This window comes from Glutamicibacter sp. AOP5-A2-18 (assembly GCF_052446055.1).
Classification (GTDB): Bacteria; Actinomycetota; Actinomycetes; order Actinomycetales; family Micrococcaceae; genus Glutamicibacter.
This window is the reverse complement of record NZ_JBQSVW010000001.1, coordinates 2,528,866-2,551,400: the sequence shown is the minus strand read 5'-3', so window position 1 is coordinate 2,551,400 and position 22,535 is coordinate 2,528,866. Positions and strand designations below refer to the sequence as shown.

The 22,535-nt window shown below is 54.7% G+C and carries 26 protein-coding genes and 1 pseudogene; 25 read left to right on the top strand and 2 right to left on the bottom strand.

The features are described from left to right. Window positions 1-57 precede the first annotated feature (57 nt). The 17 genes from fusA to ACT3RW_RS12175 all read left to right on the top strand — a co-directional run bounded on the left by fusA (window position 58) and on the right by ACT3RW_RS12175 (window position 16,807). Window positions 58-2,172 (top strand): elongation factor G, encoded by a 2,115-nt coding sequence (gene fusA, locus ACT3RW_RS12255; RefSeq protein ID WP_444613936.1) that lies wholly within the window; start codon window positions 58-60, stop codon window positions 2,170-2,172. Between the two features lie 240 nt (window positions 2,173-2,412). Further along, window positions 2,413-3,603: an elongation factor Tu gene (gene tuf, locus ACT3RW_RS12250; RefSeq protein WP_444613935.1), complete on the top strand. Its 1,191-nt coding sequence runs from the start codon at window positions 2,413-2,415 to the stop codon at window positions 3,601-3,603. Window positions 3,604-3,762: 159 nt separating this feature from the next. After that, a complete protein-coding gene (locus ACT3RW_RS12245; RefSeq protein ID WP_444613934.1) occupies window positions 3,763-7,521 on the top strand; it encodes a hypothetical protein in 3,759 nt (1,252 codons plus the stop codon). A gap of 434 nt (window positions 7,522-7,955) precedes the next feature. Continuing rightward, window positions 7,956-8,264, top strand: a complete 309-nt coding sequence (gene rpsJ / locus ACT3RW_RS12240; protein WP_013349689.1) for a 30S ribosomal protein S10 — start codon at window positions 7,956-7,958, stop codon at window positions 8,262-8,264. Window positions 8,265-8,284: 20 nt separating this feature from the next. Further along, the gene (rplC, locus tag ACT3RW_RS12235) at window positions 8,285-8,935 is read left to right on the top strand and encodes a 50S ribosomal protein L3 (protein WP_131088789.1); all 651 of its coding nucleotides are present in this window, start codon (window positions 8,285-8,287) and stop codon (window positions 8,933-8,935) included. A 4-nt stretch (window positions 8,936-8,939) separates the two neighbouring features. Beyond that, complete coding sequence (gene rplD, locus ACT3RW_RS12230) at window positions 8,940-9,542, top strand: 50S ribosomal protein L4 (protein WP_131088788.1); 603 nt, start codon at window positions 8,940-8,942, stop codon at window positions 9,540-9,542. Further along, complete coding sequence (gene rplW / locus ACT3RW_RS12225) at window positions 9,539-9,841, top strand: 50S ribosomal protein L23 (protein WP_131088787.1); 303 nt, start codon at window positions 9,539-9,541, stop codon at window positions 9,839-9,841. The genes rplD and rplW overlap by 4 nt, the downstream gene beginning before the upstream one ends. Before the next feature lie 32 nt (window positions 9,842-9,873). Next, entirely contained in the window at window positions 9,874-10,713 is an 840-nt protein-coding gene (rplB, locus tag ACT3RW_RS12220) for a 50S ribosomal protein L2 (RefSeq protein ID WP_131088786.1), read from the top strand. 12 nt (window positions 10,714-10,725) lie between these two features. Next, window positions 10,726-11,007, top strand: a complete 282-nt coding sequence (gene rpsS / locus ACT3RW_RS12215; protein ID WP_013349684.1) for a 30S ribosomal protein S19 — start codon at window positions 10,726-10,728, stop codon at window positions 11,005-11,007. Window positions 11,008-11,066: 59 nt separating this feature from the next. Continuing rightward, window positions 11,067-11,429 carry a 50S ribosomal protein L22 gene (rplV, locus tag ACT3RW_RS12210; protein WP_022874133.1) on the top strand — a complete coding sequence of 121 codons (363 nt, stop codon included), beginning with the start codon at window positions 11,067-11,069 and terminating at the stop codon, window positions 11,427-11,429. Beyond that, the gene (gene rpsC / locus ACT3RW_RS12205; RefSeq protein ID WP_315973792.1) at window positions 11,430-12,215 is read left to right on the top strand and encodes a 30S ribosomal protein S3; all 786 of its coding nucleotides are present in this window, start codon (window positions 11,430-11,432) and stop codon (window positions 12,213-12,215) included. It begins immediately after the preceding gene. Further along, window positions 12,216-12,632, top strand: a complete 417-nt coding sequence (gene rplP, locus ACT3RW_RS12200; RefSeq protein ID WP_131088784.1) for a 50S ribosomal protein L16 — start codon at window positions 12,216-12,218, stop codon at window positions 12,630-12,632. A 2-nt stretch (window positions 12,633-12,634) separates the two neighbouring features. Continuing rightward, window positions 12,635-12,898 carry a 50S ribosomal protein L29 gene (gene rpmC / locus ACT3RW_RS12195; protein WP_131088783.1) on the top strand — a complete coding sequence of 88 codons (264 nt, stop codon included), beginning with the start codon at window positions 12,635-12,637 and terminating at the stop codon, window positions 12,896-12,898. Continuing rightward, window positions 12,898-13,185: a 30S ribosomal protein S17 gene (gene rpsQ / locus ACT3RW_RS12190; protein WP_013349679.1), complete on the top strand. Its 288-nt coding sequence runs from the start codon at window positions 12,898-12,900 to the stop codon at window positions 13,183-13,185. Before rpmC ends, rpsQ begins: the two co-directional genes overlap by 1 nt. 140 nt (window positions 13,186-13,325) lie before the next feature. Then, a complete protein-coding gene (locus ACT3RW_RS12185; protein WP_444613933.1) occupies window positions 13,326-14,315 on the top strand; it encodes an HNH endonuclease in 990 nt (329 codons plus the stop codon). 301 nt (window positions 14,316-14,616) lie between these two features. Next, window positions 14,617-16,215 (top strand): sialidase family protein, encoded by a 1,599-nt coding sequence (locus tag ACT3RW_RS12180; protein ID WP_444613932.1) that lies wholly within the window; start codon window positions 14,617-14,619, stop codon window positions 16,213-16,215. Between the two features lie 187 nt (window positions 16,216-16,402). After that, entirely contained in the window at window positions 16,403-16,807 is a 405-nt protein-coding gene (locus ACT3RW_RS12175) for a RidA family protein (RefSeq protein WP_444613931.1), read from the top strand. A gap of 38 nt (window positions 16,808-16,845) precedes the next feature. Here the strand turns inward: ACT3RW_RS12175 and ACT3RW_RS12170 are convergent, their stop codons facing one another. Together ACT3RW_RS12170 and ACT3RW_RS12165 are read right to left on the bottom strand one after the other, a co-directional pair. Next, complete coding sequence (locus ACT3RW_RS12170; protein ID WP_444613930.1) at window positions 16,846-17,379, bottom strand: helix-turn-helix domain-containing protein; 534 nt, start codon at window positions 17,377-17,379, stop codon at window positions 16,846-16,848. 25 nt (window positions 17,380-17,404) lie between these two features. Continuing rightward, the gene (locus tag ACT3RW_RS12165) at window positions 17,405-17,641 is read right to left on the bottom strand and encodes a DUF6597 domain-containing transcriptional factor (RefSeq protein ID WP_444613929.1); all 237 of its coding nucleotides are present in this window, start codon (window positions 17,639-17,641) and stop codon (window positions 17,405-17,407) included. Window positions 17,642-17,709: 68 nt separating this feature from the next. Here ACT3RW_RS12165 and ACT3RW_RS12160 point away from each other — a divergent pair. The 8 genes and pseudogenes from ACT3RW_RS12160 to rplF all read left to right on the top strand — a co-directional run bounded on the left by ACT3RW_RS12160 (window position 17,710) and on the right by rplF (window position 22,534). Continuing rightward, window positions 17,710-18,228: pseudogene (locus tag ACT3RW_RS12160) on the top strand (VOC family protein). A gap of 193 nt (window positions 18,229-18,421) precedes the next feature. After that, the gene (locus ACT3RW_RS12155) at window positions 18,422-18,856 is read left to right on the top strand and encodes a MarR family transcriptional regulator (protein ID WP_444613928.1); all 435 of its coding nucleotides are present in this window, start codon (window positions 18,422-18,424) and stop codon (window positions 18,854-18,856) included. 11 nt (window positions 18,857-18,867) lie between these two features. Next, on the top strand, window positions 18,868-19,746 hold the full coding sequence (locus ACT3RW_RS12150; protein WP_444613927.1) for a zeta toxin family protein: 879 nt from the start codon (window positions 18,868-18,870) through the stop codon (window positions 19,744-19,746). Window positions 19,747-20,236: 490 nt separating this feature from the next. After that, on the top strand, window positions 20,237-20,605 hold the full coding sequence (gene rplN / locus ACT3RW_RS12145; protein ID WP_058254887.1) for a 50S ribosomal protein L14: 369 nt from the start codon (window positions 20,237-20,239) through the stop codon (window positions 20,603-20,605). Window positions 20,606-20,607: 2 nt separating this feature from the next. Then, complete coding sequence (gene rplX, locus ACT3RW_RS12140) at window positions 20,608-20,952, top strand: 50S ribosomal protein L24 (protein ID WP_131088780.1); 345 nt, start codon at window positions 20,608-20,610, stop codon at window positions 20,950-20,952. After that, complete coding sequence (gene rplE, locus ACT3RW_RS12135) at window positions 20,952-21,521, top strand: 50S ribosomal protein L5 (protein WP_131088779.1); 570 nt, start codon at window positions 20,952-20,954, stop codon at window positions 21,519-21,521. Before rplX ends, rplE begins: the two co-directional genes overlap by 1 nt. Window positions 21,522-21,578: 57 nt before the next feature. Then, complete coding sequence (gene rpsH, locus ACT3RW_RS12130; RefSeq protein WP_013349671.1) at window positions 21,579-21,977, top strand: 30S ribosomal protein S8; 399 nt, start codon at window positions 21,579-21,581, stop codon at window positions 21,975-21,977. A 20-nt stretch (window positions 21,978-21,997) separates the two neighbouring features. After that, on the top strand, window positions 21,998-22,534 hold the full coding sequence (gene rplF / locus ACT3RW_RS12125; protein ID WP_444613926.1) for a 50S ribosomal protein L6: 537 nt from the start codon (window positions 21,998-22,000) through the stop codon (window positions 22,532-22,534). Window position 22,535: the final 1 nt, after the last annotated feature.

Here is a 22,535-nt window from a genome sequence, read left to right as displayed (position 1 = left end):
TGAGCTGGGCATCAACCGATGCCCAGCAACTCCGGCCTCACCTTTTAGGGAGACAACGTGGCACAGGACGTGCTTACTGACCTGAACAAGGTCCGCAATATCGGCATCATGGCCCACATCGATGCCGGTAAGACCACTACTACTGAGCGCATCCTTTTCTACACGGGTGTGAACCACAAGCTCGGTGAGACCCACGATGGTGCGTCGACCACCGACTGGATGGAGCAGGAAAAGGAACGCGGTATCACCATTACCTCCGCGGCCGTTACTTGCTTCTGGAACAAGAACCAGATCAACATCATCGACACCCCTGGCCACGTTGACTTCACCGTTGAGGTGGAGCGCTCGCTTCGCGTGCTCGATGGCGCCGTTGCCGTGTTCGATGGCAAGGAAGGCGTTGAGCCTCAGTCTGAGACCGTATGGCGTCAGGCTGACAAGTACAACGTTCCACGTATCTGCTTCGTGAACAAGATGGATAAGCTGGGTGCTGACTTCTACTTCACCGTAGACACCATCATCAAGCGTTTGGGTGCAAAGCCATTGGTTATGCAGCTTCCAATCGGTTCCGAGAACGATTTCACCGGCGTGGTCGACTTGATGACCATGAAGGCATTCGTTTGGGAAGGCGACGCCAAGGGCGACGTCACCATGGGCGCAGCTTACGAAACTCGCGAAATTCCTGCTGAACTGCAGGAAAAGGCTGAGGAATACCGCGCAAAGCTGGTAGAGGACGTCGCTGAGGGCTCGGATGAGCTCATGGAGAAGTTCCTTGAAGGCGAAGAGATCAGCATTGATGAGCTCAAGGCCGGCATTCGTAAGATGGTTATCAACTCGGAGATCTACCCGGTCTACTGTGGTTCGGCCTTCAAGAACCGCGGCGTGCAGCCAATGCTCGACGCTGTGATTGACTTCCTGCCAAACCCAATGGATGTTGGCGCAACCGTTGGTCACGATCCAAAAAACGAAGAAATCGAGCTCACTCGCGAGCCTTCTGAGGACGCACCGTTCTCGGCACTGGCTTTCAAGATTGCTGCTCACCCATTCTTCGGTCAGCTCAACTTCATCCGCGTTTACTCCGGTAAGGTCGAGTCCGGCGCACAGCTGCTGAACTCCACCAAGCAGAAGAAGGAACGCGTTGGCAAGCTCTTCCAGATGCACTCCAACAAGGAGAATCCGGTTGACGAGATCCACGCAGGTCACATCTACGCAGTGATCGGCCTGAAGGATACCACCACCGGTGATACCCTTTGTGATCCAGCAAACCCAATCGTTCTTGAGTCGATGAGCTTCCCAGCTCCAGTGATCTTCGTTGCTATCGAACCAAAGACCAAGGGTGACCAGGAAAAGCTGTCGACCGCTATTCAGAAGCTGTCTGCAGAAGATCCAACCTTCACCGTTTCGTTGAACGAAGACACCGGCCAGACCGAAATCGGCGGCATGGGCGAGCTTCACCTCGACATCTTGGTTGACCGCATGAAGCGCGAATTCCGCGTGGAAGCAAACGTTGGTAAGCCACAGGTTGCATACCGCGAAACCATCAAGAAGGCTGTGGAGAAGGTTGACTTCACCCACAAGAAGCAGACCGGTGGTTCGGGTCAGTTCGCAAAGGTCCAGGTCTCGTTCGAGCCTCTGGAAGTTGTTGACGGCGTAACCTACGAGTTCAAGAATGGCGTCACCGGCGGCCGTGTTCCTCGTGAATACATCCCATCCGTGGACCAGGGCATCCAGGAAGCAATGCAGTACGGCATCCTGGCTGGCTACCCACTGGTTGGTGTGAAGGCTACCCTCATCGATGGTGCATACCACGATGTTGACTCCTCGGAAATGGCGTTCAAGATCGCTGGTTCACAGGTATTCAAGGAAGGCGCACGCCGCGCTAACCCTGTATTGCTTGAACCACTGATGAGCGTTGAAGTTCGTACCCCGGAAGAGTACATGGGCGACGTTATCGGCGACCTCAACTCCCGCCGTGGTTCGATCACCGAGATGTCCGACGCTGCAGGCGTCAAGGTCATCAAGGCTGGCGTCCCACTGTCTGAAATGTTCGGTTACATTGGTGACCTGCGTTCCAAGACTCAGGGTCGTGCAGTTTACTCGATGACCTTCGACAGCTACTCTGAGGTCCCGAAGGCAGTTGCCGACGAGATCGTTCAGAAGTCCCGCGGCGAATAATTCGCTTCGGAACCAAACTTGGCCGTGACCCCCATGTGGGGAAGTGGCCGATCGCGGAGCCGGTTTCAACGCCATTGAGGCCGGCCCCGCAAACGGCCAACGAGGGATTTGCATCACATGCAGGGCCCGCAGAGGACCGAAATTTCCATAATTATCCACGCCCCCAGTAGACTAATTGAAGTTCGTTTGCGAACCGCGCAGACGAAAAAAGTCTTCTGTAAATGTTTCTAGGAGGAACTTGTGGCAAAGGCAAAGTTCGAGCGCAACAAGCCGCACGTCAACATTGGTACCATCGGTCACGTTGACCACGGTAAGACCACTCTGACGGCAGCTATCTCCAAGGTTCTGGCTGACAAGTACCCAGACCTGAACGAAAAGCGCGACTTCGCTAACATCGACTCGGCTCCAGAAGAGCGCCAGCGCGGTATTACTATCAATATCTCGCACATCGAGTACCAGACCGAGAAGCGTCACTACGCACACGTTGACGCTCCAGGCCACGCTGACTATGTCAAGAACATGATCACCGGTGCTGCTCAGATGGACGGCGCAATCCTCGTGGTTGCTGCTACCGATGGTCCAATGGCTCAGACCCGCGAGCACGTTCTGCTGGCCCGCCAGGTTGGTGTTCCAACCTTGATGGTTGCACTGAACAAGTCGGACATGGTTGATGACGAAGAGCTTCTCGAGCTCGTGGAGATGGAAGTTCGCGAACTTCTTTCCTCCCAGGGCTTCGATGGCGACGACGCACCAGTTGTTCGCGTTTCCGGCCTGAAGGCTCTGGAAGGCGACGAGAAGTGGGTTGCAGCTGTTGAGGAACTGATGGAAGCTGTTGACAGCTACATCCCAGATCCAGTACGTGACCGTGACAAGCCATTCTTGATGCCTATCGAGGACGTCTTCACCATCACCGGTCGCGGTACCGTAGTAACCGGTCGCGCCGAGCGTGGCACCCTTGCTCTCAACTCGGAAGTTGAGATCGTTGGTATCCGCCCAGTGCAGAAGACCACCGTTACCGGTATCGAGATGTTCCACAAGCAGCTTGACGAAGCATGGGCCGGCGAGAACTGTGGCCTTCTGCTTCGCGGTCTGAAGCGCGACGATGTTGAGCGTGGCCAGGTTATCGTAGCTCCAGGCTCGATCACCCCACACACCGACTTCGATGCAAACGTCTACATCCTGTCGAAGGACGAAGGCGGACGTCACAACCCGTTCTACTCGAACTACCGTCCGCAGTTCTACTTCCGCACCACCGACGTAACCGGCGTTATCACCCTCCCAGAGGGCACCGAAATGGTTATGCCTGGCGACAACACCGAAATGTCGGTTGAGCTGATTCAGCCAATCGCTATGGAGGAAGGCCTCGGCTTCGCTATTCGTGAAGGCGGTCGCACCGTTGGTTCGGGCAAGGTCACCGCAATCACCAAGTAGTCTCTACTTGATGATTTAGATCCTCGGATCTGAGAAATCCCCCAGCACTGTTACGGTGCTGGGGGATTTTTGTGTCCCCAAGATTTTGCGCTAGCGATTATTTCAATAAGCTGGTGTAATTGGTGAGCATAATGGATCATCACTAGGGGAGTGGCGATAATGGTCGGTTCAACGTTGTTCGCGATTTTGCTGATCGTTCTAGCCTTCGTTCTTGGGCAAAAGCGTGGACGCAGTAAAGCCGAAGAAGACAACGTCGGCTCCGCGCAACTGCGCGAAGCCTGGCAACAAGGCTATGAAGCGGCCCAAGAATTTCTGCGCAGATCAACTCGCGCTGATCAAGGGCAGGCGCCACCCGATACTGTTGCGGCCCCGCTGTATGGATCAACTCCGCAGCTATCCCCATCAACAAATACTTCCTATGCGCAGCCAGTAGCTCCTGGGGTAGGCCAGCCGTATCTGACACGGCAGCCCATCGGCGCAAGACCACAAGAGAAGATTCCCGCTGGCCCCATTGTTGTAGCCAAACCGGTCAAGGTACTAACCAAGCGTGAGCGCGAACTGCGCAATATCAATATCACCTTGTATGTAGCCGCCCTGATGATCGTTGCCGCTGGCGCACTATTCCTCAGCTTCGCCTTGCCCCCAGTACTCAAGCTGGTTGGTCTTTTCTTACTGGCTGCAGTGTTCTACGTTGGTGGACTGCTCACTCACGCATTCAAATCTTCCTTGAAGCCGGCAGGCGCTGCCTTTGCCGGTACCGGCATGGCGCTGCTGCCACTGGGTGGCATCGCTACCTACAACACCCTCGATGTGTCCGGCCCAGTGATCTGGTTTGTCTTCTCTGCAATCTCGACACTGGCGGTTGGCTACGCAACGATTAGATTCAAGTCTCGAGTCTTGGCATGGGTAGCCGTACTCATTCTGGTCAGCACCTCCATGGCTGGAGCTGCGATGTTGCAGCGCGGAATGCTTTATTACCTACTGTTCCTCTTGGCGCTGTCGGTGGTCCTGCTCTTGTTGGCTGTCTTCAGCGACCGCGTGCGTAACTCTGCGTTCTACACGGCTCTTTCGAGTACAGCCCAACTACTGCCTGCGCTGGTAGGACTGTTGGCACTGGTGCTGCTGCCGGAACTTTCGAGCAGAGACTACCTATGGATCTTCTTCTTGCTCACCGGACAGCTACTGCTCAGCGTTAAACTGCTCAGCCAATTCCGGCTGTATCGGTTGTATGCTGCCCGGCTGAGCTTCATGCTCATGCTGGTCGCTGCCTGCGACTATGCAGGATTTACCGGTTCGGTCGCGGCTATCACTGTAGCTGTAGCACTAGCCATTCAAGGTGTGCTGGTACTTCGTTATGCAGCTTCCTACCGTCAACGACTAGGCATCAGCGCGACCCACGTGCGTTATGAACGTGGAGCACTATGGGCATTGGCACTCAACGCCGCCGCACTGTCCTACTTCCTCACTGGTACTGAAGGAACTACAGGCTGGATCAGTTACGTCGCCATCCCACTGTTGATGACTGCCACAATCTTTGGCGTGATGAAACGTTCGAGGGTTGAAACCCTCGCGTTGCCGGGATTTGCGCTGATACCTATCCTCGATCTCGCGGAGCATTTCTGGCGTCCGTTGCCAAGCCTGGCCCTGGGCATTCTCGCGCTCTCGGTGATACGCAGCAGTTCCCACCATGGCTGGAATGTGCTGCGGAGCTACGCTCGCTGGGTGCTGCTGCTTAGTTTGGGTGGTGCACTGGGCGGAACGTTGTGGGAAACCGCTGGCAAGCGTTCGGATCTAGCTCTCATGTTGTCGGTGGGTGTTGGACTTACGCTCGTTGCGTTGGGCTACTGGGTTCTGGCCACATTCGCCACAACGCGTGGCGAGCTTAGCGTCAAGGACGATTCGCACCGGTTGATCCGTCTGGGCGGTTCGGCACTGGTTGTGGCAATGACCTTGGTTGCTTGGCGTATCACCGGAGTATCACATGAGGCGCAGGCGCAACTTGTTGGTATCTCTTCTGTGAGCTGGTTTACCACTATTTTGCTGCTGACCGCCGTGGTCACCGCAGTATCCGGCTGGTGGCTTGCGGGCAAGACTGCCCAGCAGACGCGTCTCAACGATTCGATTCGAGGTGCGGCAAGCCTGATGCTGTTGCTGACCTACTCACTCAGCTTCAACCGAGCGAACTGGTACCTAGCCCTGGTGGTTGGAACCATTGGGCTTCTCTTCTTCCTGCTCAGCTTGCGCCAAGAGCAACGCCTGTCATGGAAAATTCGCAACGCTACCTTCGCCCAGGTGCTCTTTAGTACCATGGTTTGGTGGTTCGTTGACGTTCACCAGTTTGATATCCACGGACGCTACGTGCTGCTACTGCTCTCGCTAGTTGTTCCGCAGTTGCTACGCCTGGTACGCAACGCACTGAAGACGAAGGTTCTGTCTCAAGAACTTCAATGGATTGCCACCGGTTTACTCATCCTTGAACCGGTCAGCCTGTTTGTCTACATGTATGGTGTGCCGGACCCGGATCGAGGCGCGCTGCTACTTGCTGCACTACTTTGGGCCGTACACGGGGCAACCGCCTATTGGGCCCAACATCAGCTAGCAGTTGCTCGGCAGCTCTATATGTTGCCGACAATCTTGGGTGTAACCCTCTTGGTCTGTATTCCAGCAATGGCTTTGGGACAGAACACCGGTTGGATCCGCTCTTCGTGGTGGACCAAGGATGTTGCCAGTGTGCTCTTGTTGCTACTTGTCCTTGTGGCTACCTTGGCCGAATGGCGTCTGCGCACCAACAAGAACTTCTCGATAGCTACCGGTGTGGGGATCTTCGTTCCGGCCATGACAGTTGCGCTGTGGCAGTTGGGCACCTGGTCCGAAGTACTGGCCCTGTTGCTGGTGGCTGTGGTGTTGGTGCTGTTCGTTGTGACTCGTCGCAGTGCTTGGTACGCGATTGCTGCAGGTGTGACCATCACGTACCTCGGTATTCGTGCGGTGAAGCTGTTGCGCGATCGTTCAGGTGCCAACGCCTTAGAAGCCATGGATCTTGTTTGGGTTTTGCTAGCTGCCGCGCTGGTCTTCTACCTATTGGCTACCGCGCATGGACGGTGGGCTCAGCCCGTACCTGCCTATCCTGAAGCAAACTACCGTAGTGACAACGCGGTGGGTGGGGCAGCGCGGTTGTACTTCGCGCAGATGATGGTGGCTGGATTTGGTGCCGGACTCATTGCGCATAGTAAAACCGACGGCGCTTTCAGCGTTATTGGGGGAGCGGCCCTCATTCTTGCGGTGGCAACAGCTACCTACATTTTTGAACTACCCGAGAAGTTCCGCCCCTATATGCCGGACGCACTCTTTGTGCTCGCGGCCCTGCTGGGCCTGAGTAGCTACGCATTCCTAGAGTCTGTGCCGCAGGCCAGCACCGTGTGCCTCTACCTGTGCGCCATCGCCGTGGTCTTGGTGATCTGGCGGAATCTGCGCGTGGACCGCCAGCTTGAACGCATCTATCTGATTTCTGCAGCGACAGCCGCCAGCCTCAGCTTGATCTTCTCCTTGATGGACGCCAATCCTGTGGTACAGATCTTGGCCTTGATCTTCTTCGCTGCCCTAGTAGCCTGGAGCCTGAAACAAGGGGATAAGTTGTTGATCTGGTGGGGCGCCATCGCCATGACGGTTGCGGTGCTGTGGTTCCTGCGCGAGCTGGCCTTCCTCTGGTTAGTCATCATTGGCTTGGGCCTGATTGTTGCTGCGGTCTTCAAATTGGTGAAGGTGGATAAGGCCAATAATCCGTCAATGCCAGAGCCAACTGCGCAGCCGCAACAACCAGCAGGCGCGGCTCCGGTGCAGCCGGGGATGCCATGGATGCGAGCTGCGCAAGAAGACGATGTGCGGCAAGAGCCAACTGTCAAAGATCCCGAAGAGTAAAAGTGCAGTGTCTAATGCAGTCTCTTAGGCGCGGTGAGGTCAAGATCACGGGGCTAGAAGGCCATAAAAGATTTGCGCGATCGTTGCCGACCTGTCAGACTAGATAAGTTGCTTGATTGCAACCCGATCCTCTTTGTTGGGGTAATCGGATCTGGTTTGAACAACCGGGATTGGCTCTCACACAGGATAATGCCTGTGGTTCGGGATCAATACAACTGCTTCAAACTATAAGGCCCTCGATAAAGTGAGAACTTTGCGGTCTTGTCGTGACTGAAAATTTCACGACACGCCCGAGTTCGGGGGTCGGAGCCACCTGCGGGTGAGGAACCCGGATTTATTCGGATTCAGTCGCAGCGTAAGGCGTGCCGGTTCGCAAGAACCCGTATATAGGCACAGAAATTTTAGATAGTGCTAACAGAAAGAGGCATGACGCCATGGCGGGACAGAAAATCCGCATCCGGCTGAAGTCGTATGACCACGAGGTCATTGACGTTTCAGCCCGGAAGATCGTTGAGACGGTCACGCGCGCAGGCGCAACCGTAGTCGGCCCAGTGCCGCTGCCAACGGAGAAGAACGTGTACTGCGTTATCCGTTCGCCACACAAGTACAAGGACAGCCGTGAGCACTTCGAAATGCGCACGCACAAGCGTCTGATCGACATCGTTGATCCGACCCCGAAGGCTGTTGATTCGCTGATGCGTCTCGACCTGCCAGCGGATGTCAACATCGAAATCAAGCTTTAAGGGGAGGTGGCGAGAAAACTATGACCGCAACCCGTAATTTCAAGGGCCTGTTGGGCACGAAGCTCGGCATGACCCAGGTTTGGGATTCGAACAACAACCTGATTCCTGTCACCGTCGTGCAGGCTGATAGCAACGTTGTCACCAAGCTCATCAACGCTGAGCGCGATGGCTACACCGCAGTTCAGATCGGCTACGGCCAGATCGATCCTCGCAAGGTCACCAAGCCACTGGCTGGTCACTTCGAGGCTGCAGGCGTAACCCCACGTCGTCACCTGGTAGAACTGCGCACCGCAGACGCTGCCGAGTACACCGCTGGTCAGGAACTTTCCGTAGAGCTCTTCGAAGCCGGCCAGAAGGTCGACGTCGTAGGTACCTCTAAGGGTAAGGGCTTCGCCGGCGTTATGAAGCGCCACAACTTCCATGGTGTTGGCGCATCGCACGGTGCTCACAAGAACCACCGTAAGCCAGGTTCCATCGGCGGCGCATCGACCCCAGGTCGCGTTTTCCGTGGACAGAAGATGGCTGGTCGTATGGGTGCTGAGCGTGTTACCACTCAGAACCTGACCATTCACGCTATCGACGCTGAGAAGAACCTCCTGCTGATCAAGGGTGCCGTTCCAGGCGCCCGCGGCCGCGTCGTTCTCGTACGCAACGCCGTGAAGGGAGCATAAGTAAATGACTAAGGCACTTAACGTCGAACTGCCTGCAGAGATCTTCGACGTACAGACCAACGTCCCGCTGCTGCACCAGGTTGTCGTTGCACAGCTTGCTGCTGCCCGCCAGGGTACCCACAAGACCAAGGACCGCTCCGAGGTATCGGGTGCAGGTCGCAAGCCGTTCAAGCAGAAGGGTACCGGCCGCGCCCGTCAGGGTTCGATCCGTGCTCCACACATGACCGGCGGTGGCATTGTCCACGGTCCAACCCCACGTGATTACTCGCAGCGTACCCCGAAGAAGATGAAGGCTGCTGCACTGCGCGGCGCTTTGTCTGATCGCGCACGCTTCGATCGCGTTCACGTGATTGAGAACTTGGTTGCAGGGGAAACCCCATCGACCAAGGATGCTCTGGCTACCTTGCGTTCGCTCACCGAGCGCAAGAACCTGCTTGTCGTCATCGATCGTGCCAACGATGTTGCAGCCCTTTCGGTTCGCAACCTCGACGCTGTGCACGTTCTGTACGTCGACCAGCTGAACACCTACGATGTTCTGGTTTCGGATGACGTAGTCTTCACCAAGGCTGCCTTCGATGCCCTGGTCCAGAAGGAGGAAGCCAAGTGAGCGCGTTCTCAAAGGCTCCACACGACGTGGTCATCGCACCAGTCGTTTCGGAAAAGAGCTACGGTCTGATCGATCAAGGTCAGTACACCTTCGAGGTGGCACCTAGCTCAAATAAGACGGAAATCAAGTACGCCGTTGAAGCTATCTTCAACGTCAAAGTTGATTCTGTAAACACCATCAACCGAGTCGGTAAGCGCAAGCGCACCCGCTTCGGGTGGGGTGCACGCAAGAGTACCAAGCGTGCCATCATCACCCTGAAGGAAGGCTCGATTGACATCTTCGGCGGTCCGCTTTCCTAAGCGGAGACCACTTTAACGAGGAATTAAAATAAATGGGAATTCGTAAGTACAAGCCGACTACCCCGGGCCTTCGCGGCTCGTCGGTAGCCGACTTCGCAGAAATCACCCGATCGACTCCGGAAAAGTCGCTGGTTCGTCCACTCACCAAGACTGGCGGCCGTAACAACTCCGGTAAGATCACCACCCGACACAAGGGTGGCGGACACAAGCGCGCTTACCGTGTTATCGACTTCCGTCGTCACGATAAGGACGGCATTCCGGCAAAGGTCGCTCACATTGAGTACGACCCAAACCGTACTGCACGTATCGCACTGCTCCACTACGCAGATGGCGCCAAGCGCTACATCATTGCACCGAACAACCTCAAGCAGGGTGACCCAATTGAAGCCGGCGTAGAAGCCGACATCAAGCCAGGTAACAACCTGCCACTGCGTAACATCCCGGTTGGTACCGTGATTCACGCTGTGGAGCTTCGCCCAGGTGGCGGCGCTAAGATGGCTCGTTCCGCTGGTGCTTCGATTCAGCTGGTTGCCCGTGAGGGTCGCTTCGCTCAGCTGCGTTTGCCTTCAGGCGAAATCCGCAACGTTGATGTGCGCTGCCGCGCAACCATCGGCGAAGTTGGTAACGCTGAGCAGATCAACATCAACTGGGGTAAGGCCGGCCGTATGCGCTGGAAGGGCGTACGCCCAACCGTTCGTGGCGTTGTCATGAACCCAGTTGACCACCCACACGGTGGTGGTGAAGGTAAGACCTCCGGTGGTCGTCACCCGGTCAACCCTAACGGTAAGCGTGAAGGACGCACCCGTCGTCCGAATAAGGAAAGCGACAAGCTCATTGTGCGTCGTCGCAAGACCGGCAAGAACAAGCGATAGGAGCCTGGAAACATGCCACGCAGCCTGAAGAAAGGCCCCTTCGTCGATCAGCACCTGTTCCTAAAGGTCGTTGCTGAAAACGATAAGGGCACCAAGAACGTCATCAAGACGTGGTCCCGCCGTTCGATGATCATCCCGGACATGCTGGGACACACCATCGCCGTACATGACGGTCGCAAGCACATTCCTGTGTTCGTTACCGAATCTATGGTTGGTCACAAGCTCGGAGAGTTTGCTCCAACCCGTACGTTCCGTGGCCACGTGAAGGACGACAAGAAGGGCAAGCGCCGCTAGGCCCCGCAAGGGATCTAGTATCGCTTAGCACTTCTTCGATAGACGAGAGAAGGATAGCAATGGAAGCCAAGGCAATTGCGCGTCACATCCGCGTAACGCCTATGAAGGCCCGGCGCGTCGTCAACCTTGTTCGTGGTCTACAGACCAACGAAGCACTGGCCATCTTGAAGTTTGCCCCACAGGCAGCTTCGGAGCCGGTATACAAGGTTGTCGCATCGGCAGTGGCTAACGCCCGTGCCGCCGCGGACCGCGCAGGTGAAGCATTCAATGAGGACGAGCTGATTATCAGCGAAGCGTTTGTTGACGAAGGTCCGACCATGAAGCGGTTCCAGCCGCGTGCTCAGGGTCGCGCATTCCAGATCAAGAAGCGCACCAGCCACGTGACTGTGGTTGTTTCAACCCAGAAGGGTGGGGAGAACTAAATGGGACAGAAGGTAAATCCGAACGGTTTCCGTCTCGGCATCACCACTGACCACATCTCGCACTGGTTCGCTGATTCCAGCAAGCCAGGCCAGCGTTACGCGGATTACGTAAAAGAAGACGTACAGATCCGTGCACTGCTGTCCAAGGGAATGGATCGTGCAGGCATCGCCCGCGTCGAAATCGAACGTACCCGTGACCGTGTGCGTGTGGATATCCACACCGCTCGTCCAGGTATCGTCATCGGTCGTCGTGGCGCCGAAGCAGACCGCATTCGCGGAGAGCTCGAAAAGCTTTCCAACAAGCAGGTTCAGCTGAACATCCTCGAGGTCAAGAACCCTGACATGGAGGCCCAGTTGGTCGCCCAGGGCATCGCCGAGCAGCTTGCTTCACGTGTGGCTTTCCGCCGTGCGATGAAGAAGGCAATGCAGTCGGCAATGCGCGCTGGTGCCAAGGGTATCCGCGTTCAGTGCTCCGGTCGACTTGGCGGCGCAGAAATGTCCCGCAAGGAGTTCTACCGCGAAGGTCGTGTGCCGCTGCACACCCTGCGTGCGAACATCGACTTCGGCAAGTTCGAAGCCAAGACCACCTTCGGCCGTATCGGCGTGAAGGTTTGGATCTACAAGGGTGACGTAACCGCCAAGGAACTGGCTGCACAGCAGGCTGCTGCTGCACCAGCTCGCGGTGGTCGCGGTGGCGGAAACGATCGTCCACGTGGCGGCGAACGCCGTCGTCGTAACGATCGTAAGGGCGCTGCAGCTCCGGCTGCGGAAGGAGGAGAGGCTTAAATGCTTATCCCACGTCGAGTCAAGTTCCGTAAGCAGCACCACCCAAAGCGTTCGGGTGCTGCCAAGGGCGGTACCACCGTATCGTTCGGTGAGTACGGCATCCAGGCGTTGACCCCGGCTTACGTGACTAACCGTCAGATCGAAGCCGCTCGTATCGCCATGACCCGTTACATCAAGCGTGGCGGTAAGGTGTGGATTAACATCTACCCTGACCGTCCCTTGACCAAGAAGCCTGCTGAAACCCGTATGGGTTCCGGTAAGGGTTCACCTGAGTGGTGGGTCGCCAACGTCAAGCCAGGACGAGTCATGTTTGAACTCGGTGGCGTCAGTGAAGAGGTAGCTAAAGAGGCATTGCGTCTTGCAATCCACAAGCTACCAATGAAGGCACGCATCGTGCGTCGTGAAGGTGGTGAATAGGGATGTCTCTCGGTTCTAAAGACCTTAGCATTGAGTCCCTGGACGGCTTCGATTCTGCTCGTTTGAACGAGGAATTGAAGAAGGCCAAGGCAGAACTGTTCAACCTGCGTTTCCAGTCGGCCACCGGCCAGCTAGAGAGCAACGCGAACCTGAAGGCTATCAAGCGCGATATCGCCCGCATTTACACTGTGCTGCGCGAACGTGAGCTGGGCATTCGTCAGGATGTCGTCGTTCCGGTTGAAGAAACCAAGAAGGAATCCAAGTAATGAGCGAGAAGGAGAACGGTGTGGATAACGCTACCGAGCGTAACGACCGCAAGACCCTCCGTGGTTACGTGGTTTCCGACAAGATGCAGAAGACCATCGTCGTTGACGTTGAGGACCGTGTAAAGCACGCCCTTTACGGCAAGGTTATGCGTCGCAACAAGAACGTAAAGGCTCATGACGAGAACAACGAAGCCGGCATCGGCGACTTGGTTGTAATCGCTGAGACCCGCCCGCTGTCTGCTGACAAGCGCTGGCGTCTCGTTGAGATCGTAGAGAAGGCTAAGTAAGCTTTCGACTCGATTTCACGGACCTCGTGATTGAAGAATGCCCCGAACACTTCGAAAGAAGAGTTCGGGGCATTTCTGCGTTGGCTTCGTGTGGTCGGGGCGACTAGCTATTCTTACATGCGGCAGAATGAGCGCGCGACTTGGGTGGTAGCCTTTTTGTAATTGACAACATTCGGAATAAGCGAGAGACCTTCATGACCAGTTGGATCCTTCCCTCAAATGAAAAATACTATAATCTGCTAGAAGCTCTTTCGGATTTGGGTACGATCACTTGGCGCTTTCCTTACGCCCGTCACGAGTTTGCGGTCGGCGATACAGTCTACGTTTATGCAGGAAAGCCAAAGCAAAGACTGACTGCTGTGCTTCGGGCAGAGAATCTACCAAGTACTGAGATAGATGACAGTTCGTATTACGCTGCTACGTCAACTAGTTCAAAGCAGGAGCAACAGGACAAGAAGAAGACCATAGCATTCACTGCGGATCTGAAGCTGATGTCATTCGTTCCGCATGCAGCTAGCAGACAGTTAATGTTGTCTGATCTTATACGGGAAGGCCTGAAATCTCATCCAATGAGAATGAATAAGCTTCCCACTGTTGTTGCTGAGTACATCGAAGGAATTTTGAGTAGCGTCAGGCGAGGCGCTGATGATGTAGCTGAAGGTCTCGAAATCGATTCTCGACTGGTAAGGGAACTTGAGGGACAGATTGAGGAGAAGGACTACGCAGTCGAAGACGAGTATTCGTCCACGAAGACGAGAGGCAGCGCGCAGTACGTATTCGCAAAGCAAGTCAAGAACAACTACGGTTACAAGTGTGCTGTCACAGGTATTTCTACTCCTGAATTTTTAATTGCGTCTCATATTGTTCCTTGGGCCATGGACAAAAGAATTAGGTTGGATCCCAGTAATGGAATCTGTCTATCCGTCTTGGTAGATAAGGCATTTGAAACAGGTGCGCTGGTCATCGACGAGACCTTGGAGATCTCCGTTAGCGTTTCGCTCGCTGAATCCGATTCTGATTTGTACGAATTGCTTCGGCCTTATCAGGGTACGTCTCTTAGACGGCCGTTGAGCGGGGCACCGAATCCGGAGTACTTGCTGCAGCGTATGCAACTGAGCAAGGATCGATAGATCCCGCCGGTTTACGGAGACGGTAAATAAGGATTACACAAGTCGTATTCGTACTTGTTGCTACTTGGTCGTTGTCTGCTGACAAGCGCTGGCGTCTCGTTGAGATCGTAGAGAAGGCTAAGTAAGCTTTCGCTTCGATTTCACGGATCTCGTGATTGAAGAATGCCCCGAACACTTCGAAAGGAGAGTTCGGGGCATTTCTGCGTTTATGTGGTCCTATCGTCTCAAGGCATTACCGATAAGTACGTCATGAGATCAAGCAGAAATTGGAACTAGCATTCTGAGCCGGTAAACATAGATCATGACAGATCGATCCCCATGCTTTTCTTCGCAGATATTGGCAACTCGTGGAGTGGACGGACACCGTCAGTACCGTATCCCGGCCTTGGCCGTCACGACTGCTGGTACCGTGCTTGCAGCCTATGACGGGCGCCCAAATCTTGATGACTTGCCGAATACTATCGACCTATTACTTCGGCGAAGTAGCGACCATGGGCTTTCATGGGGACCACAGCAAAGCATTCGAACCGGCACAGGCCTACAAGGCTTTGGTGACCCCAGCCTGATTGTGGACCAGCAGACCTCTCGAATCTTCTGCTTCCACGCTGCAGGAACTCACGCAGGATTTTTCGAATCCGCCGAAGGAACCGAGCCCGAAGACGCAGTACAGCACGTGGATCTAGCGTATTCGGATGATGACGGATGCAGCTGGCAATATCGCAGAATTACTCAACAGCTCAAGCGCCCAGGCATCACTGGCATTTTTGCCGCCGCAGGCGCTGGAATTCAACTAACCCAAGCTCCTTTTGCTGGCCGGCTGTTGCAACAAATGGTGATACTTGAAAACGGATTGATCAAGGCAGCTTCGGCCTATTCCGATGATCACGGAGAAACCTGGATACTTGGCGAGTCCACGGCGGAAGAAGCAAACGAGAATAAGGTTGTTGAACTCTCCGATGGACGAGTACTGCTGAACTCACGTGCCCCCGGGCATCGGCTTCAAGCGGTCTCTAACGACGGTGGCCACAGCTACGGCCCGCTAATCCCGGTAGCTTCACTCTTAGATCCGGGTGACAACGGCAGCATATTTTCGTTCGCAAACGAAATGCAAAATCCTATCCTGCTGTCCACAAATAACCGCGATGCTTCTCTGCGCCGTAATACAGTCCTGAACGTTTCATTTGATGAAGGGGAGCATTGGCAGCCGGTAGCAACGATCTGTCCGGGGAGTTCCGCCTATTCCACAGGGACGCGTCTTGCGGATGGATCACTCGGTGTTCTTTTTGAAGAAAATGGATACACGAATATTGTCTTTGCCCGGCTAGAACCAGCCGCGCTCAGCCACAGTGCACTGCACCGGGCCGCTGACGCATATTCGGAGCAAGAAACCAGCTCTTTCATCACGGTGTTGCGTTCCATTACTCCCGGGCAACCAGAGCAATGGGTCAATGTGGGCGATTTTCATGTCATCTCCGCCAATGCCGGTCAGTGGGGCCGCCACGCGTGGAAAGAGGTAGGGCAGGGATACATGGGTGGTGAACAGATTCTCGGTACCAGGCAGGCTCAAGATGCAAATTATGGGCCGCCAACGCGGGGACTTCGCGCAGGAGATATTCTTGCGTTTACCGGGCGATATTCCAATGCGAGCGATACCTTGCTTACGGTTTCGCTACGTGGAAACCTTGATGGTGATCTGGCGCAGCAATTCCCAACGACAACGGTGCCTCCGACAGAGAGCATCGAGTTTTTCACTCCGACCTACACCCTCACATCAGCTGACATTCAACGAGGATCTGCTGAGGTACTTTGCGCGGTCATTGCTGGTAATGAGTCGTGGGAATGCAACTTCTTGGTTGATACCGTGGCCGGCATTGTTCACGCGGAGGGCCAAAGTTCTTGATCCCTGAGTTTCGTAGCTACTATTCATGCGGTAAGTCTTGCGCCACCACTAGAATCTAACGGCTAGGTACGCGTTCGAATCAATGACACGGATCTCGTCAATGTTGGATGACGTACCCAACACCTTGAAAGGACAGCTCAAAGCAATTCTGTATTGACCCCGAAGTCCAGCGATATGACACTGAATTATGGAATCACTTCAGAAGCTACGCCCGAAGGGGCTTGTCCATTCCCCAGCTTTCAGCCATGTGGCTATCGTCCCGCCGGGGGCCAGCACGATTTATCTTGGTGGACAGAATGCTGTTGACGCGAATGGCTCACTGATCGGTGAAGATAGCGTCGCGGAACAGGCAAAATATGCGTTGCACAATGCCAAGCTCGCGCTAGCCGCAACCGGAGCGACGTTTAACGATGTGGTGCAGTGGAACGTGTTGCTGGTTGATGGCGTAGATATAAATGGCGCTTATGCGGCTATCAGTCCTGAACTGGCATCTGACCAACCACCTCTGGTGAGCGCAGCGTTTGTTTCTCGGTTGGGTATCCCGGGTGCCTTGATTGAAATCAGCGCCGTTGCTGCACTGATCATTGAATAACGGCAGGGTTGCAGAAAACTATGCGACAGCGTGTTCTGCTAGTTGCTTCGATAATCGCTAGGGGAGTAGCCGAGTACTTTCCGGAAGTCCGTCGACATGTGGGCCTGGTCTGTGTAGCCGAGGTCTGCGGCCAATGTGGCAAGCGAGGCTTGCGGATGTTCACGTAAATGCAAGGCGGCTTCTTGCAGTCGGTCGCGCCGAATGACGGACAACGGAGAAAGCCCTAAGTATTTCAGTGATAGGCGTTGCAGGCTACGTACAGTCAGATTTAGAGCTGTAGCGACTTGATCAACACGTAGCGCGGTGCGGTCCGCCGAAACGTGATCCAAGAATGTGTTGGCTAGCGTTCCTGATTCATTGATCGGTGGCAAGCGTTGTTCGAGCCACGCAGACAAATGATGAGCACAACGTTCATTCAACTGTCCGTCACCAACTAGTTGGTGCTCTTCCAACAAGGCCTGTTGAAGATCATGAACGTTTATAGGTAGCTCTTGATCTAGTAGCTGTTGCGGTGTGCAATTGGTCAGTGAAGCCACATAAGGAGCAGCGGCAGGGCGGAGCAAGGCGGCCACTGCCCAGCTCGAACCGCGCAGGTCCCTATTGGGATGCGCCGTTGCTTGGGCCTGAGACAGTCACACCCTCAGGCTGCACGACAATATTCATCAGCGGGAACGGTAAGAGCTGTTGGCGAGAGACTCTGCCGGCAGCAAGCTGCCAGCGAGAAATCCAGAACCAGCTAACGTACTGCTGCATATGTTTGGCAGGTACGATGCGTTCGAATTCTGGGAGCCGTGCAGGATATAGAACACCTCGACCATCATGAATATCGGCCATGCGAGCGCTCCTCAAATCCGTCGCAAATGTACAAGCCTCAGCATTGCACATGTACGTAGTCTTGAGACATGAAAAATCACAACGAAATGGTTCATGGTGTCAGCGGTAAGCACACCACCGCTGGTCTTCCGCACGGAGTAACTTCACTGACTCCATTTCTCGCCGTTGCCAATGCGTAGGAGGCGCTGGAGTTCTACAAAGACGTTTTCGGAGCGCGGATCATCGATGCCACGAGTATGGGTGGTGTTGTTGTGCATGCGGAAATAGATTTTGGCCAGGGACATCTCCAAATTGGTGAGCCCAATCCGGCATACGGTCTGGTGCCGCCGCCGGAGGCTCCGAACGCCTCCTACTCCTTGGGTCTGTACTGCGAAGAAGTGGATGCCGTGCTGGCTAGAGCGATTGAAGCGGGAGCTACGGTGAGGGAGCCGGTGACTAATTTTGTTTCCGGTGACAGATTCGCTTCCATCATCGATCCATTCGGTGTGCGCTGGTCGATCATGAGCCGGGGGGAGGACCTCTCAGAGGAAGAGAGCGCGAGTCGCGTTGCCAAGTGGGCTTCCGCGCAGAACTCGAAGACGAAATAACCCTCGGGTGGATTGTGCGCATGCGCTCCACAATAAGTAACAGGTTTCTAGGGGCGCCCTCCGGTGCTGTCCAAGTGGCCTAGCAGAATCTTGGTGTCAGCGAACTCTGTACTTAACTGCCCCCCTACCGCTCTAGTGTTTGTGCGCGTAGAATCCATTTATACATTCTGTATAGCTGGGAGATGAAGGCATCATGCAGACGATTCAAAGTCGGCTTTCGCATAACTATGCTGTCCGAGAGATCAACAAACTAGATCAACTCAGGCTATGTGCTCAGGCGAATTCTGAGGGACTGACGCAAACAGAAATCGCACGCAAGCTATTCGTATCGCAACCAGAGGTTCATCGAATCCTCAAGAGGATCACTGCCTTCCCGGATCTACTGGAACGAACTCCGCACGAGGTAATTCTGGAATTCCACGCTGAGCGGATCGAACACGATTCCATGATGACCGAACTCATTAACTGGCCTTACACGTTCTCTACAAATGCTGAACCTAATAATCCCGAAGGTCAATTAGCCAGAGGAAGTTGGGACGAGATTCTTGATGCCTTCCATCGGGACTTGATTGACGCTGTTGACTATCAACGTGTCAGGGATGCCGTTTGGGGGCAGGAAGCAAGATGAGGTATCCGGACTTGCGCAAAGTTGAAGCAGAGCTGAATCTGTTAACTTCCATAGGCAACGATCTAAATCGTGCAAGTCCGCGTGCTTCATACCAACCTGAACTACCAACAACGGAATCGCGGCTGCGTTTGCAGCGTGAGCTTTTGGATAAGTTCTTCGAAGACGGACAGCCGGATGTCGAAAACGATGGCAAAGCGATCGTTACCTTCACCGCGGGTCCTCCTGGCGCAGGCAAATCGACGGCCGTGAACGATCTACATCTTGCCGGGGACGGCTGGAGGGTCATTGACCCTGACGATATTAAACTCAGTATTCTCGAAGCTGATAATCGTTGCGGTGTCTTTGACGATCTGCTGTCTATTGAATTGCCTGACGGCCATCCGCTAATGCTGAATGAACTATGTTCCCTTGTTCACGACGAAAGTGTATTTCTTGCGGGTTTGCTCCTCGAGCGAAGTCTGGAAGCACAGGAAAATGTTGTTGTCGAAGGCACATTTTCGTGGCCTAGGCTCAAAGAGAAGTACATGAGGTTGTTGGTTGGCAATGACTACCGTCGTGTGAATCTAATCGACATCGAAGTGGAACAGGAGCAGTGCCTTTCATCGGCTTACGAACGATGGGCGAAGGGTCGGATTGACACTATCGAGGGTCAAATAACCGGTGGCGGACGATTCACTCCGCGCGACGCAATTACTTCAATATTTACGAGTGGACAGCGCGTCAGCATATGCAATCGAAATGCTGTCGACTTTTTCAATGATCCGGCCAGCGAGCTTTTCGAAGAGACGAATCTCTACGTACGTCAGGCGCGCAGCGGCCAGACCGTAGCTCGGTATCAGCGGGAGTACGGTAGCTACCGAACCCCGAAACCTGCGTACCTCGAATCGTGAGCCTAGCAAGGTTTTCCTTGCAATTTTCACGTCAGATTTTTGCAGTGGATCCAGTTGGATGAAAGATCAATGAGTAAATGAGACGGCGAGTAAGAGCTCCTGAAATGCCATCGAGAATCGTGACTCAATAGTCGCCAGTAGGGTTCGCAACCACTGAAATGCCGGGGGAGTACGTGGTGCCTGATGTGACGAACGACGCCTATTTTGCGCATACCACACCATTTCGGTTTTGTGCCACTCTGCGCTAGACTTGTAACCCTGTGCGCATTGTGTTCGGGGACTATCCACCTTCGGCACGATGCAGTGCGGTCTAAATCAGTTTAGATGCACAAGTACAGCCTCGGTATTTTACGCCTCGGCCCTGCCGCCAATTGAGATCAGCATTCGGTGCGCTCGCGACGGTGGGGGTAAGCGATACGTGCCGTGGAGACCATATCCGTTCCGCAAGGCTCGATTTATAAGAGAACCAGCGAGACGACAGGAGTAAGAAGTGATTCAGCAGGAGTCGCGACTTAAGGTTGCCGACAACACCGGTGCTAAGGAAATCCTTACCATCCGTGTTCTTGGTGGCTCGAAGCGTCGCTACGCAAGCATTGGCGACACCATTGTCGCTACCGTCAAGGATGCAATTCCTGGCGGCAACGTAAAGAAGGGCGACGTCGTCAAGGCAGTCGTCGTTCGCACTAAGAAGGAAATCCGTCGTGCAGACGGTTCCTACATCAAGTTCGACGAGAACGCAGCTGTGATCTTGAAGAACGAAGGTGAACCACGCGGTACCCGTATTTTCGGCCCAGTGGGTCGTGAGCTTCGTGACAAGAAGTTCATGAAGATCGTTTCGCTGGCTCCGGAGGTGCTGTAACCATGGGCGCAAAGATCAAAAAGGGTGACCTGGTTCAGATCATCTCAGGCAAGGATCGTGGCTTGCAGGGCAAAGTCCTGAAGGTCATTACCGATACCAACCGCGTACTTGTTGAAGGCGTTAACCGCGTCACCAAGCACACCAAGGCAGGTCAGACCGAATCAGGTTCGACCACCGGCGGCATCACGGTTGTTGAGGCTCCAGTGCACGTTTCTAACGTTGCAGTGGTTGACCCAGAAACCAAGAAGCCAACCCGCGTCGGTTTCCGCGAGGAAACCGTAGAAAAGAACGGCGTGTCCAAGACTGTACGCGTCCGTTTCGCCAAGGCTTCCGGAAAGGATCTGTAATGACTGAAGCAGCCACCAAGATCCAGCCACGTCTGAAGGCAAAGTACAACGCAGAGATCCGCCCTGCTTTGCAGGAGCAGTTCAACTACGTCAACACCATGCAGGTCCCAGGCCTGACCAAGGTTGTAGTGAACATGGGTGTCGGCGAAGCTGCCAAGGACTCGAAGCTCATTGAAGGTGCCGTCAAGGACCTGACCGCAATTACCGGTCAGAAGCCAGTGGTTACCAAGGCTCGCAAGTCCATCGCACAGTTCAAGCTGCGCGAAGGCATGCCAATTGGTACGCACACCACCCTGCGTAACGATCGCATGTGGGAATTCATTGATCGCTTGATCACCCTGGCACTGCCTCGTATCCGCGACTTCCGCGGTTTGAGCGACCGTCAGTTCGATGGCAATGGTAACTACACTTTCGGTCTGACCGAACAGTCGATGTTCCATGAAATCGATCAGGACAAGATCGATCGCGTGCGCGGTATGGACATCACTGTGGTGACCACCGCCAAGACTGATGACGAAGGCCGTGCCTTGCTAAAGGCTCTGGGCTTCCCATTCAAGACCAACAACTAATCTCACTACGTTACAGGTCCGCTAAGGAAACCGTAACGAGGAAGGGCTGAAGCCCACATGTCTATGACAGATCCAGTCGCAGATATGCTGACTCGTCTGCGTAACGCTAACTCGGCATACCACGACACTGTGTCGATGCCGTCGAGCAAGCTAAAAGTACGCATTGCTAACATCCTCAAGGAACAGGGCTACATTGCCTCGTTCGAGGAAGTTGCTGCAGAAGTCGGCAAGACTCTGACCATCACCTTGAAGTACGGCCCATCGCGTGAGCGTTCAATCGCTGGCGTACGTCGTATCTCCAAGCCAGGTCTTCGCGTATACGCAAAGTCCACCAACTTGCCTCACGTGCTCGGTGGTCTTGGTATCGCAATCCTGTCCACCTCCTCCGGTCTGCTTACTGACCGTCAGGCTGCAAAGAAGGGCGTAGGTGGGGAAGTCCTCGCCTACGTCTGGTAACGGAAAGGGAGAAACATACAATGTCACGTATTGGACGTCTTCCGATCACCGTTCCTGCAAACGTTGAGCTAAATGTCGATGGCCAGCAGGTCGCCGTCAAGGGCCCGAAGGGTGAACTTTCGATCACTGTTTCGGCTCCGATCACCGTTGCCAAGGACGAGAACACTGTTACCGTCAACCGCCCCAATGACGGCCGCGAGGCTCGTTCGTTGCACGGTCTGACTCGCACCCTGATCAACAACATGATCATCGGTGTCACCGAGGGTTACGAGAAGAAGCTCGAAATCCACGGTACCGGTTACCGCGTACTGGCCAAGGGCGCTGACCTGGAGCTTGCTCTGGGTTACTCGCACCCAGTAAAGGTTGCAGCCGTTGAGGGTGTCACCTACTCGGTAGAGGGCAACAACAAGATCACCGTTGCTGGTATTGATAAGCAGCACGTCGGTGAAGTTGCCGCCAACATCCGCAAGCTGCGTAAGACCGAGCCTTACAAGGGCAAGGGTATTCGTTACGCTGGCGAGATCATCCGCCGCAAGGTCGGAAAGGCTGGTAAGTAAT

Excerpts from the sequence above, each read along its gene's own strand:
- rpsC (WP_315973792.1), top strand. The coding sequence starts at position 11,430 with ATGGGACAGAAGGTAAATCCGAACGGTTTCCGTCTCGGCATCACCACT.
- rplP (WP_131088784.1), top strand. The coding sequence starts at position 12,216 with ATGCTTATCCCACGTCGAGTCAAGTTCCGTAAGCAGCACCACCCAAAG.
- rpsH (WP_013349671.1), top strand. The coding sequence starts at position 21,579 with ATGTCTATGACAGATCCAGTCGCAGATATGCTGACTCGTCTGCGTAAC.
- ACT3RW_RS12175 (WP_444613931.1), top strand. The coding sequence starts at position 16,403 with ATGGAATCACTTCAGAAGCTACGCCCGAAGGGGCTTGTCCATTCCCCA.
- ACT3RW_RS12165 (WP_444613929.1), bottom strand. The coding sequence starts at position 17,641 with ATGGCCGATATTCATGATGGTCGAGGTGTTCTATATCCTGCACGGCTC.
- rpsS (WP_013349684.1), top strand. The coding sequence starts at position 10,726 with ATGCCACGCAGCCTGAAGAAAGGCCCCTTCGTCGATCAGCACCTGTTC.
- rplF (WP_444613926.1), top strand. The coding sequence starts at position 21,998 with ATGTCACGTATTGGACGTCTTCCGATCACCGTTCCTGCAAACGTTGAG.
- rpsJ (WP_013349689.1), top strand. The coding sequence starts at position 7,956 with ATGGCGGGACAGAAAATCCGCATCCGGCTGAAGTCGTATGACCACGAG.
- rplV (WP_022874133.1), top strand. The coding sequence starts at position 11,067 with ATGGAAGCCAAGGCAATTGCGCGTCACATCCGCGTAACGCCTATGAAG.
- rpsQ (WP_013349679.1), top strand. The coding sequence starts at position 12,898 with ATGAGCGAGAAGGAGAACGGTGTGGATAACGCTACCGAGCGTAACGAC.
- ACT3RW_RS12155 (WP_444613928.1), top strand. The coding sequence starts at position 18,422 with ATGCAGACGATTCAAAGTCGGCTTTCGCATAACTATGCTGTCCGAGAG.
- rpmC (WP_131088783.1), top strand. The coding sequence starts at position 12,635 with ATGTCTCTCGGTTCTAAAGACCTTAGCATTGAGTCCCTGGACGGCTTC.
- rplD (WP_131088788.1), top strand. The coding sequence starts at position 8,940 with ATGACTAAGGCACTTAACGTCGAACTGCCTGCAGAGATCTTCGACGTA.
- ACT3RW_RS12180 (WP_444613932.1), top strand. The coding sequence starts at position 14,617 with ATGACAGATCGATCCCCATGCTTTTCTTCGCAGATATTGGCAACTCGT.
- rplB (WP_131088786.1), top strand. The coding sequence starts at position 9,874 with ATGGGAATTCGTAAGTACAAGCCGACTACCCCGGGCCTTCGCGGCTCG.
- ACT3RW_RS12245 (WP_444613934.1), top strand. The coding sequence starts at position 3,763 with ATGGTCGGTTCAACGTTGTTCGCGATTTTGCTGATCGTTCTAGCCTTC.
- rplE (WP_131088779.1), top strand. The coding sequence starts at position 20,952 with ATGACTGAAGCAGCCACCAAGATCCAGCCACGTCTGAAGGCAAAGTAC.
- rplC (WP_131088789.1), top strand. The coding sequence starts at position 8,285 with ATGACCGCAACCCGTAATTTCAAGGGCCTGTTGGGCACGAAGCTCGGC.
- rplX (WP_131088780.1), top strand. The coding sequence starts at position 20,608 with ATGGGCGCAAAGATCAAAAAGGGTGACCTGGTTCAGATCATCTCAGGC.